Here is a 19,637-nt window from a genome sequence, read left to right as displayed (position 1 = left end):
AAGGGATTCCGACTACTCTTTCACTGAAAACGAGGGGTGTGCCGATTCGTTTCTATAGGGAGACGAGCATCTAATCAAGGATTCTCCGATTATCGGAGAACAGCTGTTCTCGAATATGTTTCGACTAGAAAAGATGGTATAGATTATCCTCGATCAGTTTCACACATCCGTCACTATTGTGTTGCCCTGAGTCGTCGATGGTCGTTTGTTTTCACTGAAAATGAGGGGTGTGCCGTTTTCTCTCTCGAACGCGAGGTGACTGAAATCACTACTAATAATGCGTATTAACAGTCCTCCGGCTGCGTCCCGACCCCCTCGAGCCACCCCGGCGGCGTCGCGGCCGACGGCTCGGCGTGCTCGCGTTTCAACACCATCGGCGTGCGCTCTAAGCTCAACACGTGCTCGCCGTCCTGGTTGTACGCCCGGAGTTCGGTCTCGACGATGCCGACGTGGTCGCGGGACTCGAGTTCCCGTTTGCTCAGCACCTCGCTCTCGGCGTAGATGGTATCGCCGTGGAAGACGGGTGCGTGATGTCGAATATTGTCGTAGCCGAGGTTCGCGGTTGCGTTCACGGAGATGTCGATGACGCTCATCCCGACCGCGAGCGCGATGACGAAGGTGCCGTCGACGAGGCGTTCGCCGAACTCCGTCTCGGCGGCGTAGGCCTCGTTGAAGTGCATCGGGTTGAGGTTCATCGTGACGTTCGTCAGCCAGACGTTGTCCGTCTCGGTGACGGTGCGTCCAAAGGGGTGTTTGTAGATGTCGCCGACCTCGAAGTCCTCGTAGTAGCGGCCGTGCCAGCCCGATACGAGGCGTTTGTCGCTCGCCCCGTCGTCTGCGTTTTGTGTTTCGTCCGTGTCGTCCATGTCGTCTGTCTCGTCCGTATCTGGAGTCTCGGTCATCTGTCTCACTCGGTGAATCGATCCTGCACCTGACCGCGCAATAGCGCTTTCTGTACCTTCTCGCCGTTTGGCCCTTCAGTCGTCGGGAACTCGTCGACGAACTCGAACGCCGCGGGGACCTTGTAGTCGGCCACTCTGTCGTCGAGGAACGACTCGAGAGCCGCTGCGGACACGTTGTTACCTTTGTCATCGGCTGCGATAACGAACGCAACCGGCACGTCTCCGTGACGAGGGTGGGGCGCGCCGACGACTTCGCAGGACCGAACGCCGGGGTGGTCCTCGACGGCGGCCCCGATCTCTCGAGGCGCGACGAGAAAGCCCCGCGTTCGAAGCGCGTCGTCGAGTCTCGAGCGGTAGTAAACGTAGCCGTCGTCGTCCACGGTCGCGAGATCGCCGGTGTAGAACCATCCTGACTCGTCGAACGCCGCTGCAGTCGCCTCGGGTTTCCCCAAATAACCGTCCGCGAGCAGGTAGCCCCGGAGGGCGAGTTCGCCTTCCTCACCGGTCGGTAGCTCCGCCCGAGTTTCGGGGTCGACGATCGTCGCGTCGATCGCCGGATGGATCGGCGGCCCGCCGACGCGCTTTCGTCGCTCCATCGCGTCGGCTGGATCGCCGACGAAGATCTGGCTGTTGGCCTCCGAGAGCCCGTAGGGCTGGACGACCGGAAACCCGAACGCCTCTTCGATCCGTTCGAACAGCGTCTCGTCGTATCCCTTGCTGATAAAGCCGACTACCCCGCGTTCGATCGTCTCCACGCGCGACCGCGCGAAGGACTCGTACTCGAGCAGCCGTTCGAACATCACGCCGAGTCCGGTGAGCGAGGTCGCGTCGTACTCGTCGACCAGTTCGAGGGTCGTCTCGGGATCGAAGTGGGTCTGCGTGACGAGCGTCGCGCCGGACGCGAGGTGGCTGAACAGGGTGTTGTACCCCCAGATACCGCAGAACGGGAGCGTCGTGACGCCGACATCCTCGTCGGTGATGCCCAGATGCTCCGCGACGTGTGCGGAGTGGTTCAGCAGCGATCGACTCGACTGCAGACAGCCCTTCGGATCGCTCGTCGTGCCGCTGGTGTAGAAGACCGCCGCCGGCGCGGTCGGATCGGACACCGGCTCGAGCGAGTTTCGTCCGTCGTCCCGTTGCTCATCTTCCAGCCGATCACGTCCCGTCTCGAGTACGCTCTCGTAGCCGCGCAGTGCTGGCAATTCGGTATCGGAGTCGAGGCTGACGACCGCTTCGAGAGAGGGAATCGAGTCGGGAGCGAACGAGTCGGGCGATTGCGTCGCAATTTCGGGAACGGCGGTCTCGAGCATCCCATGGTAGTTTCGGCCGAGCAGCGACGCTTCGGTGAGAAGTACGCTCGCTGCCGAATCGGAGAGCATGTACTCGAGTTCGTGGGTCCGATAGCGGGTGTTGACGGCGACCATCGCCGCGCCGAGGAACGATGTCGCGAGCTGACAGACGGTCCACTCGGGTCGGTTCCCGAGCCAGACGGCGACGACGTCGCCCGACGAGACGCCCAAATCGGCGAGCCCGTGGGCGAGCGCGCGGCTCTCCGCGACCAAATTCGCGTAGCTCCAGGTAGTTCCTCGAAAGACCACGGCCGCCCGGTCCGGCCGGTCCGTCGCGACCGACGCCACGCCTTCGTAGAGGGTTTCGTCCGGCCAGGCGAGCATTCTCGTACGCAACCAGTCGGAACCGGAAGACAAAATCGTTGTGTCGTGTGACCGTTTCTCACTCGTCGGCTGCGTGCTCGCCGTCGCCGGCATCCTCGCTGAACTCGTCGCCGACACGGTCTCCGTTCGGGCCGAACTCGCGCTCGAGGAGTTCGGGGACGTCTTCGGGTTGAATATCGGAGTACCACCTGTTTCGCGGCTGGATCGCGATCGCCGTTCCCTCCTCACTGCAGAGGCCCAGACAGCCGGTTTCGGTCACCGAAATCGGACTCCAGAACGCGTTGCGCTCGCGGAGCCACGATTTGATGGCCTCGAGGGTCTTCTGACCGCCGACGTCTGCACAGCAGGCGTACTCCGAGTCGCGATCGTTCGTACAGACGAATACCTGTGCGGCGAGTCGGTCGCGTTGTTTTTCGGTTCGGTTCTGCATTGGTTATGGGCTGGCCGTCAGGGCTTCGTGCGAGTCGCTAGCATCTGCAGACGGTTCGGCACGCCGTCGAAGGGCGTTGAACGACCCAGCGAGCAGCGCCCAGACCGCGGCCTGGCTCAGGACGGCCAGCGCCTGGTACGCCGAAACGAGATCGCCGGACAGCTCGGGGTGGGTAACGATCGTCGGCGTGGCCAGCGGCAGAACGGCGGCGACAGCGACAATCGGTACTGCAGCGGCCACAACCCTGAGTGCTGGCTGTCGTGGTGCTGTACGCCTATACGCGAGAATCGCTGTAGCGGAGACGATCGCGCCGAGGGCGACGAGACCCACGTAGATGGCCAGCCGCATGTCAATGGTGTACAGCTGTTCGGCCCCCGGAGCTGCGGGCGGGAGCACGAGCCATGGCGTTGCCGAGACAGTTACGAAGCCGGCTCCGGCGAGAACGTATGCTTTCACGCCGTCGGGGCCGGGGAGTGCCGGCTCGAGGAAGTACAACGCGATGGCGAACAGTCCGCCGAGGAAAATCGCCCAGAGGACACCGCTGCCGATACTCACGAGCGCGGTCGTCGTTTCGGAGACGGCGTGTTCTGCGTGCTCGTGTGCGTGGCCGTGCTCGTGGCTGTGATCGTCGTGCCCGTGGTCGCCGTGTCCGTGACCGGCGTCGTGAAGATATTCGCTGAGCGGGTTCGCAACGACAGCCACGTACAGCCCGTACGCGAGCCCGGCGACGACGCCTGCGAGGACGCCGCGCTGAAGATAGTCGTAGATCATCGATCAGTGACAGACGATCCCTGCGCCGTGTCGGAAGTTGTGCATCGCGTCGTGAGCGAGCGGTTCCTGCAGAAAGATCAGCGTAAAGGCGATTGCCGCGGCGAACAGAAGCCCGGTCTCAACCTGCAGCGCCGTTAGTTCTGTGCGGGCGGTTTCGAATCGACTGTGGACGGTATCGTTCGTCTCCATGGTGAAAGTCAGATTGGAGTAGAGCAAATATGATTGTAAAAGTATCGGTCGGACGGCCGGTCCGCTCTCGAGCGACGATGTCGATACGGCAAAAAACAAATCGTGTTGTCACGATTCGCCGGATACAATTCGCTGAACCGTCAGTTCGTCTGGCGGATAACGAAATCGTTTTCCTACGGCTACCGCTTGACTCGACTAACAACGAGTGACATGAATATCTATCGACGGTCACGAGGAGGGACGTGCCGTGGCGGTTGAACGAGTACTCGTACCGCTGTCGGACACGGTGACCGTCCGGCAAACGGTCGCCTATACGGTTCAGTCCGGTCTCGAACGGGCCGACGAACTCGAGATCCATCTGGTGGTTGCGTTACCCCACGAAGCGGACCTGATCGAGGGCCAACAGGAGACCGAGGCAGCCGAAGAACTCCTCTCGAAAGCGGCCAACTGGGTTCGAGAGGACGCCGGCAGTGCGTCGGTCACGGTCGAGACGACGCTGCTCGGTACCGACGAGTATCTTTTCGGTCCTCGAGACTTTGCCAGTGTGTTCGACGACTACGCGCGCGAACACGATCTCGATCTGGTCGTGCTCGACCCGGAGTATCAGCCGGGAGCGACGGCCCAGTTGCTCCAGTCGATCGAACGCGAACTCGATGCGGTCGGGTTGGCGTACGACGAGGCACCGGTCGAACGACCGGCGCGCCACGAGCGACTGGTCGGCGACGGTACCGAACGCTTCGATCGACTGTTCGCGCTGTTCTGGATCTCTTATGGCTTCTATCTGATCCTCGGGGATCCGACCTACTGGTTCGACCTCGTGACGGGCGCGGCCGTCGCCGGGATCGTCTCTGTCTCGCTGGCTCACATCACGTTCACGTTCCCGCTCGATCGGCTCCAGTCGCCGATCCGAACCGTTCGATTCGCGTTCTACGTTCCCTATCTCATCTGGGAGATTGTCAAGGCCAATCTCGCGATTTCGATCGTGATCTTGCGGCCGTCCCTGCCGATCGATCCCACGATGGCCCGTCTCAACGCCCGCGTCAGGGGTGGACTTCCGCTGCTCGCGCTCGCGAACAGCATCACGCTTACGCCGGGGACGCTCGTGGTCCGTGGCGACGATCAACGGCTGATCGTCCACACGCTGATCCCGTCGGCCCGTGAGGACCTCTTCGACGGCTCGCTCGAGCGCGCCGTCAGGTTCGTTTTCCACGGCCGAGAGGCGGCCGCAATCGCGACGCCCCGCGAGCGCGGGGATACCGAGGTCCTCGGAGGTGACGAGCAGTGATTCCGAGCGGCGTGACGATCGAGGAGATCTTCCTCGGCGCGGCGGCGCTGTTCGTCGTTCTCGCAATCATGATGTTCTACCGCGCCGTTGCGGGGCCGACCACGCAGGATCGACTGCTCGCCGTCAACGTTCTCGGGACGAACACGGTCGTCATCCTGGCCCTGCTCGCAGCAGGGCTCGACGAGCCGTGGTTCCTCGATATCGCGTTGATCTACGCCCTGCTCAACTTCCTGATGGCGGTCGCTATCTCGAAGTTCACCGTCGAGCGAGGTGGTGTGCTGTGATGGAATCGATCCGGTTCTGGGCGATTATCGTTCTCATCGCCTTCGGACTGTTCTTTACGTTCGTCTCGGCGATGGGCGTGCTTCGACTGCCCGACGTCTACGCGCGCGCACACACCGCATCTCAGGCCGACACGCTCGGTGCGGGGCTCGCGCTTGCGGCCGTCGCGCTCGCGCTCGGCTGGCAGCACGCGACGGTGTACACCGTCTTACTGCTGTTTTTTGTCTTCATCACGAACCCGACCGCGGCCCACGCGATCGCCCGTTCGGCTGCCGAAACTGGCATCGAACCGTGGACGAAAGAATCGGAGGAGGAGGGTGAGTCCAAATGAGCCCGTTCGCCCTCACCCTCGCCGTGTTCATCCTGTTGACCGCAATCGCTACGGCCCTGTTCCGTGACGTTCTCTCGGCGATCGTCGTCTTCGGGGCTTACAGCCTTGGCATGGCGATTCTCTACACGTACTTGCTCGCGCCCGACGTCGCGATGACCGAGGCCGCGATCGGCGCCGGCGTGACGACAATTCTGCTCCTCCTGACTATCGCGCGGACGAGTCGTCCGCCGACCGATCAGCTGTTCGAACGAGTGAGCGTGCCCGCCGTCGTCGCCGTGGGCGCGTTCGTCCTCGTGACGCTGACGCTGCTCCCGGATATGTACGCGGTTGGCACCGAAGACGCGCCGATCTGGGGCGGTGGCGTGCTCGAGCAGACGCCCTCGCTGTACTACCTGCAGGAAACGTACGCCGACACCGGCGCACAGAACGCGGTTAGCGCGGTGTTGGCCTCCTACCGTGGGTTCGACACCTTCGGCGAGGCGGTCGTCGTCTTCGCCGCCGGTGTCGCCGTTCTCCTCGTTCTCAAACGGGAGGTGTTCACCTAATGTCTCAGACCGACTCCTACGACGATACGTACACCGAGAGTCAGGTGATCATGACGACGGTCAAGATCATCGCACCGTTTACGCTCACCTACGGCATGTTCATGAGTCTCCACGGGGCCGACACGCCCGGCGGCAGCTTCCAGGGCGGCGCGATTATTGGCGTCACCGTGCTCATGCTCGCCTTCGCCTTCGGGATCGAACCCACCCGCCAGTGGCTGAAGAACTCCTTCGTCGTCGGTCTCGTCACCGGCGGCGTCACCATCTTCATCGCGACCGGTCTCGCAACGATGGCTCTCGGGGGGAGCTTCCTCGAGTACGACGCCTTCAGCGAGACGTTCGGTATCGCTCACTACTGGGGGATGGAAGCCATCGAGGTCGGCGGCGTCGCGCTGATCGTCGCCGGCGTCGTCATCACGCTGTTCTTCGCGACGGCCGCGGGCTTTACGCCCGAACGCAACAGACGCGAAGACGAGCCGCTCGAGGGGGTAAGCGACGATGATTGAGGGTGCACTCGACGTCCTCACGACGCGCTACGCCTACGCGCTGATGTTCGTTCTGATGGGCATCGGGATCTACATGATCATCGCCAACGAGAATCTCGTAAAGAAGCTGATCGGCGTCAACCTCTTCCAGACCGCGATCTTCCTGTTTTTTGTCGCGGTCGCCTACGTCGAGGGCGGGAAGGCGCCGATCGTTCCGTCGGACGGAAGCGATCCCGGCCTCATGGCGAGTCCGCTTCCACACGTCATCGTGCTGACCGCGATTGTCGTCGGCATCGCACTGACGGCCGTCGGGTTGGCGCTGATCGTCCGCATCTACGCGGAGTACGGGACCCTCCGCGAGGATACCCTTCGGGAGGTGCGTGCCGATGAGTAGCCTCGTCGAGATGTTGCCGGCCCTGCTGGTCGCGGTCCCGATCCTGCTGGCGGCCGTACCGATCGTCCTCGGACTCCGGTTCGAGCGCACGGGCTGGTCCGTCGCCGCGCTGACGACCACCGCGCTGACCGCGGCTACGGTCTACCTCGCGGCCGCCGTCTACGAGACCGGCCGCGTCGTCCACGTCCTCGGCGGCTGGGGCGAAACGGAAGACCGCCCGCAAGGCGTCGGCATCGAACTCGTCGCCGACGAGTTCTCCGTGTTGATCGCCCTGCTCGTCACCGTCACCGCCGCAGGCGTCCTCGCGTACACGCGCGTAGGCGGGCCGCGCGGGAACACGTTCTACACCGGCTACCTGCTGCTCATCGGCGGCCTGCTCGGACTCTCGCTGACCGGCGACGTCTTCAACATGTTCGTCTTCCTCGAGATCGTCGGCCTGGCGACCTACGCCATGATCGCCGCTGGCGACGGTCCTGAGTCCGCGGTTGCGGCCCTGAAATACCTCATCCTCGGCACGATGGGGGCGTCGCTGTACCTCATCGGCGTCGGCTTCCTCTTCATGGCGACCGGTGCCCTGAACATGCAAGTTCTGGGCGAGGCGATTCCGCTGGTCGCGGAGGAGGGCGGCAGTGATCTGACGTTGCTCCGTGCGGCCTTCGCCTTCATCTTCATCGGCTTCGCGCTGAAGGTGGCCCAGTGGCCCCTCCACACCTGGCAGCCTGACGCCTACCAGCACGCTCCCGACGGCGTGACCCCGGTAATCGCAGCGCTCGTCTCGACGGTTTCGGCGTACGCGCTCGGGCGCATCATGTACAACGTGTTCGGGCCCGAATTCCTCACCGCGACGCCGTATCTGACCGAGATTGTCGTCACGGTCGGCTGCGTGAGCGTCCTCGCCGGGAGTACGCTCGCCGTGATTCAGCGTGATGTCAAGCGCATGTTCGCCTACTCTTCGGTCGCGCAGTTCGGTCTCATCGTCGCGGCCTACGGCCTCGTCACGCAGACGGCGTTCGTCGGCGCGGTGATCCACCTGATCGGTCACGGCGTCATCAAGGCCGGGCTGTTCGTCGCCGCCGGCATCGTCGCCCTCGGCTACGGCGCCCGTACCGTCGACGAGTACGCCGGTCTCGCCGAACACAGACCGTTCACCGCCGGTTCGATCGCAATCCTGTTGATCGCGCTGATCGGTATTCCGCCGTCGGCCGGCTTCATCGGCAAGTGGTATATCGCCGTCGGCGCGGTCGAAGCCGAGGTCTGGCCCGTCGCCGTCGTCATCTTCCTCAGCACCATGCTCACGCTGGCCTACTCGGCCCGGTTGCTCGAGAAGATGTACTTTACCCCGGCGACACCGGTCGAATCGCCCCATCCGCCGGGCCGGGTCGCTGCGGACGGCGGAACTGATACCGGTGCCGACACCGAACACGACGGCGCCACGGCCCTCGATCGCGATTCGATCCGCCGAGGATCCCCCGACGCGGTCTCGGTCGGCATGCTCGGAATCCTCGTCGTCATCGCCGTTTCCGCCGTCTTGCTCGGCTTTGCCGGTGGTGCCTTTTTCGAGTGGCTCGAGCCGTTTACATCGGAGGTGTTTACTGAATGACTGAAGTTGCAGACCCACGTCCGTTAGCCGCCGTCCTCGTTTCGGCGCTCGCGATGTGTCTGATCATCGCGTCGTATCGCTACCCGAACGTCCGCGAGAGCTGGTCGGTCGTCGCCGCACTGGCGAAGTTCGGAATTATCCTCAGTATGCTCCCCGGTGTGATGGACGGCACCGTCTACGAGTGGAGTCTCGCGGACTCGCTCGGCGTCGAGTTCCTCGCGGGAATCGACTTCGTGTTGCGCGCCGATCCGCTGGGACTGCTGTTCGCCTTGCTCGCGAGTTTCCTCTGGATCTTCACCTCCTTTTACGCAGCGGGCTACATGCGCGGGCTCGACGAGCACGCACAGACGCGTTTCTTCGCTTCCTTCGCAGCCAGTCTCTCGACGGCGATCGGCATCGCCTTCTCCGGCAATCTGGTGACGATCTTCCTCTTCTACGAGCTGCTGAGCCTCGTCACCTACCCGCTGGTCGCTCATAACGAGGACAACGAGGCCCGAATCGCGGGGCGGAAGTACCTCGCGTACACGTTCTTCGGCGGCGGGGTCTTCCTGCTCGCCGGGACCGTGCTGGTCTACTGGCTCAATACGGGCGTCGGTGCCGAGGACCCGCTCGCGTTCGAAGCGGGTGGGATGGCGGCGCTCGCTGAGGCCGCACAGGTCGATCCCGTCTTCGCGCAGGCCGCCTTTTACCTGCTGATCGCCGGCTTCGGCGTCAAGGCCGCGGTGATGCCGCTTCACTCCTGGCTGGCCGACGCGATGGTCGCGCCGACGCCGGTTTCGGGACTGCTCCACGCGGTGGCTGTCGTCAAATCCGGCGCGTTCGGGGTAGCACGGGTCATCCTCGAGGTCTTCGGTCCGGGACTCATCCACGACCTCCCGTTGAACGTCCCCGGGGTCGGGGAAGTGGGGCTGAATATCCCGGTCGCGATACTGGCCGCGTTCACGCTTACTGCGGCGAGTATCATCGCGCTGCGAAAGGACCACCTGAAACGTCGGCTTGCGTTCTCGACGACGGCACAGCTGTCTTACATCGTACTGGGGCTCTCGATGCTCCATCCCCTCGCGATCCTCGGGGCACTGTTCCACATCCCCGCCCACGCGTTCGGGAAGCTCACCCTGTTCTTCTGTGCAGGGGCGGTCCACGTCGAGACCCACACCGACTACGTCAGCGAGATGGCCGGCATCGGAAAGCGAATGCCGCTGACGATGTCTGCGTTCGCCATCGGCGCAGCTGGGATGGCCGGCATGCCGCTGATCGCCGGCTTCGTCAGCAAGTTCTACATGCTGATCGGCTCCGGTTCGGTCGGCGGGGGCTACTGGCTCTTCGCCACCGCGCTGATCGTCTCCGGTATTCTCAACATCGCCTACCTCTGGCCGGTCGTCTACACGGCCTTCTTCGAGAGCGAGGATCGCCACGACGCGAAACCGCTGCTCGAGTTCCCACCGGGTGGCAAACGCGAGTCGTACTTCGACGACGACGCGGCGGTCGCGACCGATGGCGGCGACCGGTCCGACGAGAAACCCGAAAGCGGCCAGCCACAGCCCGCGGACGAGCGGGACGACGAAACCGAAGCCAAAGGCGCTGGCACGCCGGAGACGGTTGACGACGAAGAAGAGCCCGAATATGCTGTCGACAAGTACCCGAGCGACCACACCGTTCCAGAGGATGCAGAGACCCACGACGACCACGCTGAGGACCATCACGACCACGGTGACCATCACCACGGTGGGCCGCCGGCCGGCGGTTGGGAACGCCACTCGCCGTTCACCGAGAGCACGTGGCTCATGATCTTCCCGATCAGCGTCATCGCGGTCGGCGCGGTCACGCTCGGCGTGATCCCCGACTACGCCGTCTTCCTCGACCTCGCGATGTACATCGTCGAGGGCGTCTTCGGCGTCGACTCCTTCGACGAACTGCACGGCCTTTCCCTTGAGGAGGCCATGGAGGTGATCGACGAATGATCGAAGCAGACCTGCTAACGATGGCGTACCCGCCGCTGATCGTCTTCGCGGCGGCCCTGCTCGTGCTCGTCCTGCCGCGAATCCTCGGCTTCGCGATCGGCGCGCTCAGCCTCGCGGCCGTGGTGGCTATCGCCGCATTCGCTCCAGACGGAGCTCATCTGACCGGAACCTTCCTCGGATTTTCCGATATCCGGCCGTTCTACATCGACGAGTTCACCCGAATGATGGGGATCGCGCTGGGCTTCCTCGGTACGTTCGCCGTGATCTACGCGTACTCGAGTGAAGCCACCAAAACGATGGCCGCGTTCGCGCTGGCGTACGTCGCGAGCGCGCTCGGTGCCGCCTTCGCGGGCGACTGGCTCGTCCTCGTCTTCATGTGGGAGATCATGGCGCTGACGAGCACCGTCTTGGTCTGGCACTACGGCGGCGACGCCGTCCGCGCGGGCTATCGGTACGCACTTGCCCACGGTATCGGCGGCAGCCTCGTGCTGTTCGCGGTGATCGCCCACTACGCCCAGGTCGGAACCTTCGTCTTCGGCGAGGGCGTGGACTACCCGAACGCCTTGCTCGCCGGCGGATTCGCCGAGGGGCTACCGATGTTGCTCGCGATCCTCGGGATCGGCGTCAACGTCGCGTTCGTCGGCTTCCACACCTGGCTGCCGGACACCTACCCGCGTCCGCACTTCGCCGCGTCGGTGTTCCTCGCGGCCTTTACCACGAAAACGAGCGCGTACGTCCTCCTGCGTGCGGTTCCGGAGGGCAACATCTACCTCGCCTACATGGGCGGGCTGATGGCCGTCTACGGCGTCGTCTTCGCGCTGCTTCAACACGACATGCGTGCGCTGCTGTCCTACCACATCCAGGCCCAGCTGGGCTACATGGTGGCCGGGATCGGTATCGGGACCACGATCGGCGCCGCCGGCGCGATGGGGCACCTGTTTAACAACGTGCTCTACAAGAGCCTGCTGTTCATGGCCGTCGGGGTCGTCATCTACCGCACGCGGGAGAACGACCTCTACAAGCTCGGTGGGCTCTGGCGGGAGATGCCGTTGACCGCCATCGCCTTTTTCATCGGTGCGCTCTCGATTACCGCCGTCCCCGGCTTCAGCGGCTTCATCAGCAAGGGGATGGTGCTCGACGCCGCCGATCCGGGCTACTACGGCGGATCCGAGTATCAGGCGCTGTACTGGCTGCTCTTTATCGGGGCGATCGGGACCTTCCTCTCCTTTATCAAGCTCGGCTTCTACGTCTTCTTCCACGGCGAAAGCGACCGACAGGTCAGAGACGCCAAGCCGGGTCAGATCACGGCGATGCTCTCCGTCGGCGGCGCGTGTGTCGTCCTCGGGTTGCCGGCGGTCGGCTGGCCGGTCTTCACCGACCTGCTCCCGCTGATCGACGGGACGGAGTTCCTCGGCCCCGGCGGCGAGGGCCAGACGCTGACCCCATACAGTACGGGCCACCTGATGGACGCAGCCATCCTGATCGCCATTTCGGCCGTCGGCTTCAAACTCATCCGTAAGCCCCTCTCGAAGATCGACTACTCCGACCCGGCGCTGATCGTCAACCCCGTCTCCTATCACGTCGGTCGCGGAACGATGCGAGCGACAACGGGAACGTACGCTGCGGTCGACAACGCGGTCGTCGGCTTCGTCAAGCGCTGCTACTGGGTCGGCAACAATCCCGTGCTGGCGGTCGATGCGGCCGCCCGGCGGCTACCGATGGTCGAGGCCGAGGAGCGGCGTCCGGCGGACGGCGGTCGTCCGTCGACGATCCACCTGCGGACCAGCATCGGCACCACCGTCCTGTTGCTCACGATCGTGCTCACGGTCGTCCTCTGGCTGCTCATCAGCTGAGGTCTGCCTCGATCGAGTTCCTGTTTTCGTCTGCGTCCGAATCGATCCGACCCCTCGAGAACCGTCAGTCAACGGTCGACGGCCGACGCTCGAGAGATCACACACGTCTCAAATACCTCGTCGAACGGTTGTTTTTCCGGAAAACTGAACCAACCTGAGTTTCGATATCGCTTCAGTCCTGTTCTGGCTGTTCATCACGGTCGCTCGAGCCGACGTCGATGATCGAGGGCGGTGATTCCGGGACGGCGATCGTTCGCTCGAGGACTGACACACGGAGTGCGGGCTTCGATGTCGTCGCTTCGCGTCTGTACTGGTCGCTGTCGTTGTCGCATGTCTCCCGGACTCCCCGTGGGGTCAGGTAGTCGCCGTCGATATCGACGTTCGCATCCTCACAGAGCCGTTTCAGGACCGATCGGGCACCTTCGGTGGTGATCGTCGGCGGCGCGATCGAGCGCTCGCGAGCGAGTCGGGTCGCCGTCGTCCCCGCGAGCAACGCGTCGGTTTCGGACTCGGTGTGGCCTCGATCCTCCAGTACGTCCCTGACGCGGCGAGCGATCGAGGGCGCGTGGCGCGTCGGAAACAGCGGCCAGTCGTTCGACGGGGGATCGAGAACGACCCGGTAGCGTCGCAGCGGCGTCCGGGCGGGTGCCGGCAGCGGCACGTCCTCGAGCCGCTGCGATTTCCCGAGCACGCGGATCGTTCCCGTATAGAAGTCGACGTCGTCCCAGGTCGCTCCCGTGCGACGTTCGTCGTCGGGGACGCGAAACAGTTCGGAGCCGCGTACCCCGGAGTGGGCCAGGAGGGCAACCATCGCGTACTCCCGCAGTCGGCTGCGCCGTTCGTCCCGATCGAGTTCGTCCGCCGAGGCCTCGAGTGCGCGTTCTCGGACGTGCGTCCGGAGGCGTCGGCGCTGTGCGGCCGTCCAGAACTCGTCGGTGGATCGATCGTCTCCGGAGGGAAGGGCGGACTCGGCGGCGTCGGCCGCGCCCGGATTCGATTCCAGAATACCGCCGTGGACGCACCACGAGAGAAACGCTCGGACGACCGCGTAGTAGGTACCGGCGGTCGACGCCGCGTACTCGCCGCGGTCGGCTCGGGATCGCAACTCGACGGCGTAGGCCCGCATCTGTTCGGTCTCGAGGGAAAATAGCGAAACAACGCCGTGTTCGGTCTCGAGCCAGTCGGCCCAGCGCCGCAGGATCGACTCGGCGTTCGACGCGTAGGTTCCGGCACCGGAACCGTCGGGGTCGCCGACGGCCTTCCGTTGGAGGTAGGCGTCGACCGCGTCGACGACGGTGACGCCGTCGGCGTTGCTCACGGTTCGATCACCCGTTCGACGGACGGCTCGATATACGAGGTTTGTACCTGCTTCATACCGTTTCGGGACGCCGTTCGCTCGCGGTTGCCGAGGACACGGCGAGCGCAGCCGGTGGAATCGACGCCGCGAATCATCTGTTCGTACGGTACTGGTCCACCATCCTAAATCTGTGTTTCGGTCTCACGCCCCCGGAAAGAAACGAGAGCAATCGAACGAACTGTCGTTTCGAACGGACTCTCGCTCGTCGTGACGGTCGCCATTATGGCCGCTGGCGACGTACGTCACCATATGACACGCCAGGCGTCACGGCGCTCCGTGCTGGCCGGCGCCGCCGGTGGGGTCCTCTGTGGCGTTGCCGGCTGTCTCTCGAGGAGCCGAGACGTCGAGCGGACGGTGACGAAGACGCACACCACGGAGGAACTGCGGGCGGTAACGATCTCGACGACGCTCAGCGATATCGACGTTCACTCGGCACCGACGGACGCGATCGACATCGAGGGCCAGAAAGCGGCCGTCAGCCGCGACGATCTCGAGTCGATCGGGCTGTCGACGACGATCGATGACGGTGTTCTCGATATTTCGGTCGACCGAGACGACGCGCGGACCGTCTTCGGGCTCCGACCCGATCCGGTGCTCGACCTCTCGGTCGCCGTTCCCGACCGACTCGAGGTGCGACGGATCGAATCGCGGGCGGGAGATCTCGACGTGAACGACGTCGTGGGGAACCTCCAGGTAACCTCCGAAACGGGAGCTGTGAGTGCAACGGCCGTCGAGGGGATCGTTTCGGCCGCGACGGAGACCGGCGATCTCGTCGTCGAAGATCCCGCGTCGATCGACCGACTCGTGACTGACACCGGCGACGTGGACGTCGCTCTATCCGGGATCGACGACGACGCGACCATCGAGTCGTCGACGGGTTCGATCGATCTGCGCGTTCCCGACGAACTCGATCTGACGCTCGAGATCACGACCGAGACGGGCGAGATTACAGTCACCGACGTGGAAGACCTCCCGGAGATGGCCGGCGATTCGTTGATCGAAGCCGTCGTCGGTGACGGAGCGACGCGACTCGAGGTTTCGACGGAAACGGGAGACGTGACGGTGACGGGCCGGGAATAGTGATCGTCCCGGTGGGTACCGGGGCCGTTCACGGTCGATAGCTGTCGATTGAGTGTGCAAATCAAAATATATTTAGTAATATAGATTGATTTTTTGACTGTAACTACTACATTGCACGCTCGCTCGAAGATGAAACGACGGCGGCGGACTCCTGAAGGGACGACTCGGCCAAGACGCGGTCAGTTACTCGTTTGGCCGAACCGTTCACGTCGGGGGAACGACGAGCAATCGAGTGCGTTTACCGAGTCATGATGACACCACGGTGGCTCCAGCAGAGTCTCGCGATTGCCCGTGCCGAACGGCGGCGCTACCGCCGTGAGTTCGGTCGGCAGGGAATCGGACCGGGAATCGTTCGCGGCGTGTTACTGATCGTTACGGTGGTCTCGGGAATGCTGGCCTACTCGGCCGGCCGGGACCTCGCTTCCGAGCGGGCGATGCCGCTCGAGGCCCTCTGGATTCTCGTCGTCGTGGTGTTCGGCTGGTTGGTGTGGCGGAGTGCGACACTGACGCACATGCGATTCGAGCGCCTGGCCCCCGACATGCTTCTCACTACCGTTCCGACCCGAGCCGCCGCCACGGGAGTACTCCTGTTCGTCTATGCCCGAGTAGTCGCGGTGATCGCCCTGCCAACGGTCGGCGTCGGAGTCGGGGCCGCGTTCGGGCTCCGGTCGCCGGCGGTCGCGGTGACGATCGTAGCGGCGACCGTCGGCGTCACGGCTCTCGCCGTCGCCGTCGGCGTTGCGGCCAGGCTCGCCGTCTATCTCGTTGGAACGCGGCTAACCCGGGGAGGGTTGTACAGGGACTTGCTCGTCGTGTTCGGCTGGGTGCCGCTACTCGCCGGATGGTTGTTGCTTCAGGAGGCGTCGCTGTCGGTCGCTCCGCTGCGCTCCGCTCTCGAGTCACAACCGCTCGCGTGGTTCGTCGACCTCGCGCTCCTCGGTGCAGGTGACCTGCCGGCTATCGAGACCCATCGTGGGCTGGGTGCACTCGGACTCGTCGTCCTCGCGGTGCCGCCCGCCGTAGCCGTAACCGTCGCGGTCGCCCGTCGGATCTGGGAGTCCGAACCGGCCAGTTCGAGCGGCTCTCACGGCTCACGCACACTTACTGCGGACGGCTGGCTCGATCGCCTTCTCGGAGACTACGTCTCGCGGCCCGTCCGTACCATCGCTCGAGAGCGCTGGCTCATGGAACGACGCGTTCCACGAGGGCTGCTGTCGACGGGGTACGTACTCCTGTTTGCAGCGCTGGTCCTCCTCCCGACGTTCAGTATCGCCGGGGGGCCGAACGGGCTGCTGTTGTTCCTGACGATATCACTTGGACTCGCGGCTGGCATCGCCTTCGGGACCGATCCGTTCGGGATCGAGTACCGCAGCCTGCCGATGCTGTTGACCACCGTCGGTGGACGACAGTTCGTCGGCGGCTACCTCCTGGCTGCGCTTTCTGTCGGGGTCGTCGTCGTCACGGCAGTCGTCTTCCCGCTCGGACTCGTGGCTCCCGTCGGTATCGCGGAGACGATCCTGCTCGTCCTCGTCGGTATCGCCATCTGCGCGGCTACCGCCTCGGTCGGCGTTGCGATCGGAACCGGTGTTGAGCGCAACGAGTTCGTTCCCGCTCCGTTTTTCTTCACCGACGTTCCGGTGTATACCGAAATGGGGCTGGTTCCGTTCCTCAGGCTCGGGGGGGGGGTCTTCGCGATCGTGTCGATCGTGGGACTGCCAGCCTTTCTGGGGAACTCTCCGCCAGTGTACGAACGGCTCGCAGTACTCGGTCTGTCGACCGGCGCCGTTCGACTCGGTGCGCTCTTCGCCACGATACTCGTCGCTGCTGGCGTCTCGAAAGCGGCGTCCCGAATCGCTATCGAGCGATATCGTCGGTACCGAATCAGACGAGGCTAATCCATGACAGACAGCACGAACGACACGAACGCAAAGGCACGGTCGATCGATCCCGAGCGGCGCGGTCAACTCGCTGTCGCCACGGACGGATTGACGAAACAGTACGGCGCGAAGACGGCCGTCGACGACCTGACTCTCGAGATCGAGTCCGGCACGGTGTACGGCTTCCTCGGACCCAACGGCGCGGGCAAAACGACGACGATCCGGATGCTGACGTCGTTGCTGCCACCGACCACCGGAACCGGTCACGTCGCCGGAGCGCCGATCACCGACCGGGAAGCGGTCGTCGACCACATCGGATACCTGCCCGAATCACCGCCGATACACGAGGAGTTCACGGCTCGCGAACAACTCGAGTACCACGGCGGACTACGAGATATGAGCCCGGACGAACTCGACGTCCGCATCGAAACGTTGCTCGACCGCTTCGAACTCGCCGACGATGCCGACGATCGGATCGTGACTTACTCGAAGGGGATGCGCAAGAAGACCGGCCTGATTCAGGCCATTCTGCACGAACCGGACGTCGTTTTCTTGGACGAGCCGACGGGTGGGCTCGATCCGCACGCCAGACGAACCGTTCGTGAGGTGCTGAGCGAGCTCGCGGCAAACGGAACGACCGTTTTTCTGTCGACACACATCCTGCCAGTGGTCGAACGAATCGCAACCGAGGTAGGGATTCTCTACGAGGGACGACTCGTCGAAGAAGGTGCGCCCGACGTGCTCGTCGATCGGATGGAATCCGGTGACGAATCGACGCTCGAAGCAGTGTTTCTCGACGTAACGACGGACCCGGAGTCCGAGTGACTCGTCGGGCTGCCAGTACTCTCGGCGTTCGGTTACCAGAACTGTGGGATTTACCGCAGACAGATAACTTCACCTCGAGCAACTAGCCAAAAATTCTGTGAACCCTTTGAGCAGGTTTGTGAGTGCCATGACCGCTACTCACTGTAATCTATCGCATCTCAAACGCTCGACTAGATAGTTCCCCGATGAAAATCACCGAGGAGATTCCACGGCTCCGACTTCCAAAACGATGGTGAATTGATATACCACTATAGAATTTACGTACTTCGACAATCAGGCCAATATCTTCGTATATTGCCCATTCAGGCACTGATACCGTCATTCGACTTGGTTTGCGAGTACACAGTACATTAGCCCAATAATGTACGGTGGATTTAGGAGGGTCGCCGCCGTCCACGAAGCCGAGTCGATGGCAGATACCGAATCCGGGGGGTCATCCGATGAAACGTCCCTCGAGAACGCGACAGCCGAGTTCGTCGCCGAACGCGACGGCAACTACGCACAGAACCTCGAGTATAGCCTCGAGAACTGGATCGACTGGTGTGGCGACCGGGATGTCGACACGCTCGAGGAGGTGTCACCATTGACGATGCGGAACTACGCGTCACACCTCAAGCGTCGGGTGCACGCCGATGCGATTAGCGCCTCGACTGCGCAAACGTACTACAACTACGTGTCGGCGCTGTTGGCCAGATCCGTCGAAGTTGGCGTCCTCGGGGAGAACCCTGCCGAAAAACGCGAGGCGAGGAAACCGCTTCCGGCAGCGACGACCAACAGCGGGGACCAGCAGTTCTGGCACCCCGAACAGCGAGCGGTTCTCGTCGAGTACGTCGATGAACGCGCTCGAGCGGCGATCGATGAACGCGGTGCCGACGCTTTCGAAGCGGTTCGTGACCGCGCACTGATCACCGTCCTCGCGTACACGGGCGTCCGCGGCTCGGAAGTGGTGGCCGATTCGCGTCACGACCGCCGAAACGGCCTGCGGTGGTCCGACGTTGATCTCGAGAACGGGGTGATCCAGGTCTTCGGCAAGAGTCAGGACCGGGAGGAGGTCGGACTGACGGGCCAGACGATCGATCCGCTTCGCCGGCTTCGCTCGCTCGTCGATCCGCCCGCCGAATCGTGGCCGGTGTTCCCCTCGAGACACCCGCCGTCGTTGTACGAACGTATCCGGGACGCAGGCCACGATGTCCCCGACGCCGACCCATGGGCGTTCGTTCTCGAGAACGCGATCGAACCGCCGTCGATGAGCACCTCAGGGACGCGAACGCTGTTGAAACGACTGTCGGACGAAGCCAACGTACCCGGACTCGAGGACGGCGAGTACCTGACCCTCCACGGCGCTCGACGGGGGGTCGGTGAAACGCTGTACAGGGAACACGGGGCTCAGCGAGCCCAGCGAACGCTTCGCCACGCCGATCCGAAGACGACGTCGACGATGTACTCCCACATCGAAGCCAGCGAGTTGGGTGCGGACAATACCGAAGTGTTCGACAGCGAGTGATTGTCCGTTCGGGTGTTCCCCGCTCGGATACGGTCCGTTTTCAGTCGGTACGTTCGCTCACGAACCCAGCTATCGCTTCGAGTGACGTGAGAACTGCCAGGAACACTAACAAACCAATAGCGATTGATTCCAAGTGAAGGAACGCGACGACACCCCACAGTACGGAAGACGCGGCCGCGGCTCCGCCTGGCGAACCGGGCGGTGCCAGTCGATCCCGCTCAGCAGTTTCCGACCGATCCGGACCGCCGTCGCTCTGACGTTGCTCGTCGGTCATACCTGCGCGATACGACTTGCCG

Annotated in this window: 19 protein-coding genes; 13 read left to right on the top strand and 6 right to left on the bottom strand. The window is 63.5% G+C overall.

What is annotated here, in order from left to right:
* Nucleotides 1-284: 284 nt before the first annotated feature.
* Genes NATTI_RS0123300 through NATTI_RS0123280 form a run of 5 tightly spaced genes read right to left on the bottom strand, consistent with a single transcriptional unit; the run spans nucleotide 285 to nucleotide 3,965 of the window.
* Complete coding sequence (locus tag NATTI_RS0123300; RefSeq protein ID WP_027119288.1) at nucleotides 285-866, bottom strand: MaoC family dehydratase; 582 nt, start codon at nucleotides 864-866, stop codon at nucleotides 285-287.
* 41 nt (nucleotides 867-907) lie between these two features.
* Nucleotides 908-2,575, bottom strand: coding sequence for a class I adenylate-forming enzyme family protein (locus tag NATTI_RS0123295; protein ID WP_019992206.1), 1,668 nt, complete (start codon nucleotides 2,573-2,575; stop codon nucleotides 908-910).
* Between the two features lie 58 nt (nucleotides 2,576-2,633).
* Nucleotides 2,634-3,005, bottom strand: coding sequence for a (2Fe-2S) ferredoxin domain-containing protein (locus tag NATTI_RS0123290; RefSeq protein ID WP_006091083.1), 372 nt, complete (start codon nucleotides 3,003-3,005; stop codon nucleotides 2,634-2,636).
* Nucleotides 3,006-3,008: 3 nt separating this feature from the next.
* Nucleotides 3,009-3,776 carry a CbtA family protein gene (locus tag NATTI_RS0123285; protein WP_006091084.1) on the bottom strand — a complete coding sequence of 256 codons (768 nt, stop codon included), beginning with the start codon at nucleotides 3,774-3,776 and terminating at the stop codon, nucleotides 3,009-3,011.
* Between the two features lie 3 nt (nucleotides 3,777-3,779).
* Complete coding sequence (locus NATTI_RS0123280; RefSeq protein WP_006091085.1) at nucleotides 3,780-3,965, bottom strand: CbtB domain-containing protein; 186 nt, start codon at nucleotides 3,963-3,965, stop codon at nucleotides 3,780-3,782.
* Nucleotides 3,966-4,212: 247 nt separating this feature from the next.
* Here NATTI_RS0123280 and NATTI_RS0123275 point away from each other — a divergent pair, with 247 nt between their 5' ends.
* Genes NATTI_RS0123275 through NATTI_RS0123235 form a run of 9 tightly spaced genes read left to right on the top strand, consistent with a single transcriptional unit; the run spans nucleotide 4,213 to nucleotide 12,698 of the window.
* Nucleotides 4,213-5,250 carry a monovalent cation/H+ antiporter subunit E gene (locus tag NATTI_RS0123275; RefSeq protein ID WP_006091086.1) on the top strand — a complete coding sequence of 346 codons (1,038 nt, stop codon included), beginning with the start codon at nucleotides 4,213-4,215 and terminating at the stop codon, nucleotides 5,248-5,250.
* The gene (locus NATTI_RS0123270; protein WP_006091087.1) at nucleotides 5,247-5,534 is read left to right on the top strand and encodes a cation:proton antiporter; all 288 of its coding nucleotides are present in this window, start codon (nucleotides 5,247-5,249) and stop codon (nucleotides 5,532-5,534) included. Before NATTI_RS0123275 ends, NATTI_RS0123270 begins: the two co-directional genes overlap by 4 nt.
* Entirely contained in the window at nucleotides 5,534-5,863 is a 330-nt protein-coding gene (gene mnhG, locus NATTI_RS0123265; RefSeq protein ID WP_006091088.1) for a monovalent cation/H(+) antiporter subunit G, read from the top strand. The genes NATTI_RS0123270 and mnhG overlap by 1 nt, the downstream gene beginning before the upstream one ends.
* Nucleotides 5,860-6,408 (top strand): DUF4040 domain-containing protein, encoded by a 549-nt coding sequence (locus NATTI_RS0123260; RefSeq protein ID WP_006091089.1) that lies wholly within the window; start codon nucleotides 5,860-5,862, stop codon nucleotides 6,406-6,408. Before mnhG ends, NATTI_RS0123260 begins: the two co-directional genes overlap by 4 nt.
* A complete protein-coding gene (locus NATTI_RS0123255) occupies nucleotides 6,408-6,911 on the top strand; it encodes an MnhB domain-containing protein (protein ID WP_006091090.1) in 504 nt (167 codons plus the stop codon). Before NATTI_RS0123260 ends, NATTI_RS0123255 begins: the two co-directional genes overlap by 1 nt.
* Nucleotides 6,904-7,284 carry a cation:proton antiporter subunit C gene (locus tag NATTI_RS0123250; RefSeq protein ID WP_006091091.1) on the top strand — a complete coding sequence of 127 codons (381 nt, stop codon included), beginning with the start codon at nucleotides 6,904-6,906 and terminating at the stop codon, nucleotides 7,282-7,284. The genes NATTI_RS0123255 and NATTI_RS0123250 overlap by 8 nt, the downstream gene beginning before the upstream one ends.
* Nucleotides 7,277-8,884: a proton-conducting transporter transmembrane domain-containing protein gene (locus NATTI_RS0123245; protein ID WP_006091092.1), complete on the top strand. Its 1,608-nt coding sequence runs from the start codon at nucleotides 7,277-7,279 to the stop codon at nucleotides 8,882-8,884. Before NATTI_RS0123250 ends, NATTI_RS0123245 begins: the two co-directional genes overlap by 8 nt.
* Nucleotides 8,881-10,845, top strand: coding sequence for a proton-conducting transporter transmembrane domain-containing protein (locus tag NATTI_RS0123240; protein ID WP_006091093.1), 1,965 nt, complete (start codon nucleotides 8,881-8,883; stop codon nucleotides 10,843-10,845). Before NATTI_RS0123245 ends, NATTI_RS0123240 begins: the two co-directional genes overlap by 4 nt.
* Nucleotides 10,842-12,698 carry a Na(+)/H(+) antiporter subunit D gene (locus tag NATTI_RS0123235; RefSeq protein ID WP_006091094.1) on the top strand — a complete coding sequence of 619 codons (1,857 nt, stop codon included), beginning with the start codon at nucleotides 10,842-10,844 and terminating at the stop codon, nucleotides 12,696-12,698. Before NATTI_RS0123240 ends, NATTI_RS0123235 begins: the two co-directional genes overlap by 4 nt.
* Before the next feature lie 172 nt (nucleotides 12,699-12,870).
* On the opposite strand, the gene NATTI_RS0123230 is transcribed toward NATTI_RS0123235, so the two are convergent.
* Nucleotides 12,871-14,016 (bottom strand): tyrosine-type recombinase/integrase, encoded by a 1,146-nt coding sequence (locus tag NATTI_RS0123230; protein ID WP_006091095.1) that lies wholly within the window; start codon nucleotides 14,014-14,016, stop codon nucleotides 12,871-12,873.
* A gap of 288 nt (nucleotides 14,017-14,304) precedes the next feature.
* Here NATTI_RS0123230 and NATTI_RS0123215 point away from each other — a divergent pair, with 288 nt between their 5' ends.
* From NATTI_RS0123215 to NATTI_RS0123200, 4 genes are all read left to right on the top strand, one after another.
* Nucleotides 14,305-15,135 carry a DUF4097 family beta strand repeat-containing protein gene (locus NATTI_RS0123215; protein ID WP_049806296.1) on the top strand — a complete coding sequence of 277 codons (831 nt, stop codon included), beginning with the start codon at nucleotides 14,305-14,307 and terminating at the stop codon, nucleotides 15,133-15,135.
* 251 nt (nucleotides 15,136-15,386) lie between these two features.
* On the top strand, nucleotides 15,387-17,030 hold the full coding sequence (locus NATTI_RS0123210; protein ID WP_241434363.1) for a hypothetical protein: 1,644 nt from the start codon (nucleotides 15,387-15,389) through the stop codon (nucleotides 17,028-17,030).
* 3 nt (nucleotides 17,031-17,033) lie between these two features.
* On the top strand, nucleotides 17,034-17,837 hold the full coding sequence (locus tag NATTI_RS0123205) for an ABC transporter ATP-binding protein (RefSeq protein ID WP_006091098.1): 804 nt from the start codon (nucleotides 17,034-17,036) through the stop codon (nucleotides 17,835-17,837).
* A gap of 409 nt (nucleotides 17,838-18,246) precedes the next feature.
* Nucleotides 18,247-19,341, top strand: coding sequence for a tyrosine-type recombinase/integrase (locus NATTI_RS0123200; RefSeq protein ID WP_006091099.1), 1,095 nt, complete (start codon nucleotides 18,247-18,249; stop codon nucleotides 19,339-19,341).
* The last annotated feature ends 296 nt before the right edge of the window (nucleotides 19,342-19,637 follow it).

This window comes from Natronorubrum tibetense GA33 (assembly GCF_000383975.1).
In the GTDB taxonomy this organism is placed as follows: domain Archaea; phylum Halobacteriota; class Halobacteria; order Halobacteriales; family Natrialbaceae; genus Natronorubrum; species Natronorubrum tibetense.
This window is presented reverse-complemented; position numbering and strand designations above follow the sequence as displayed.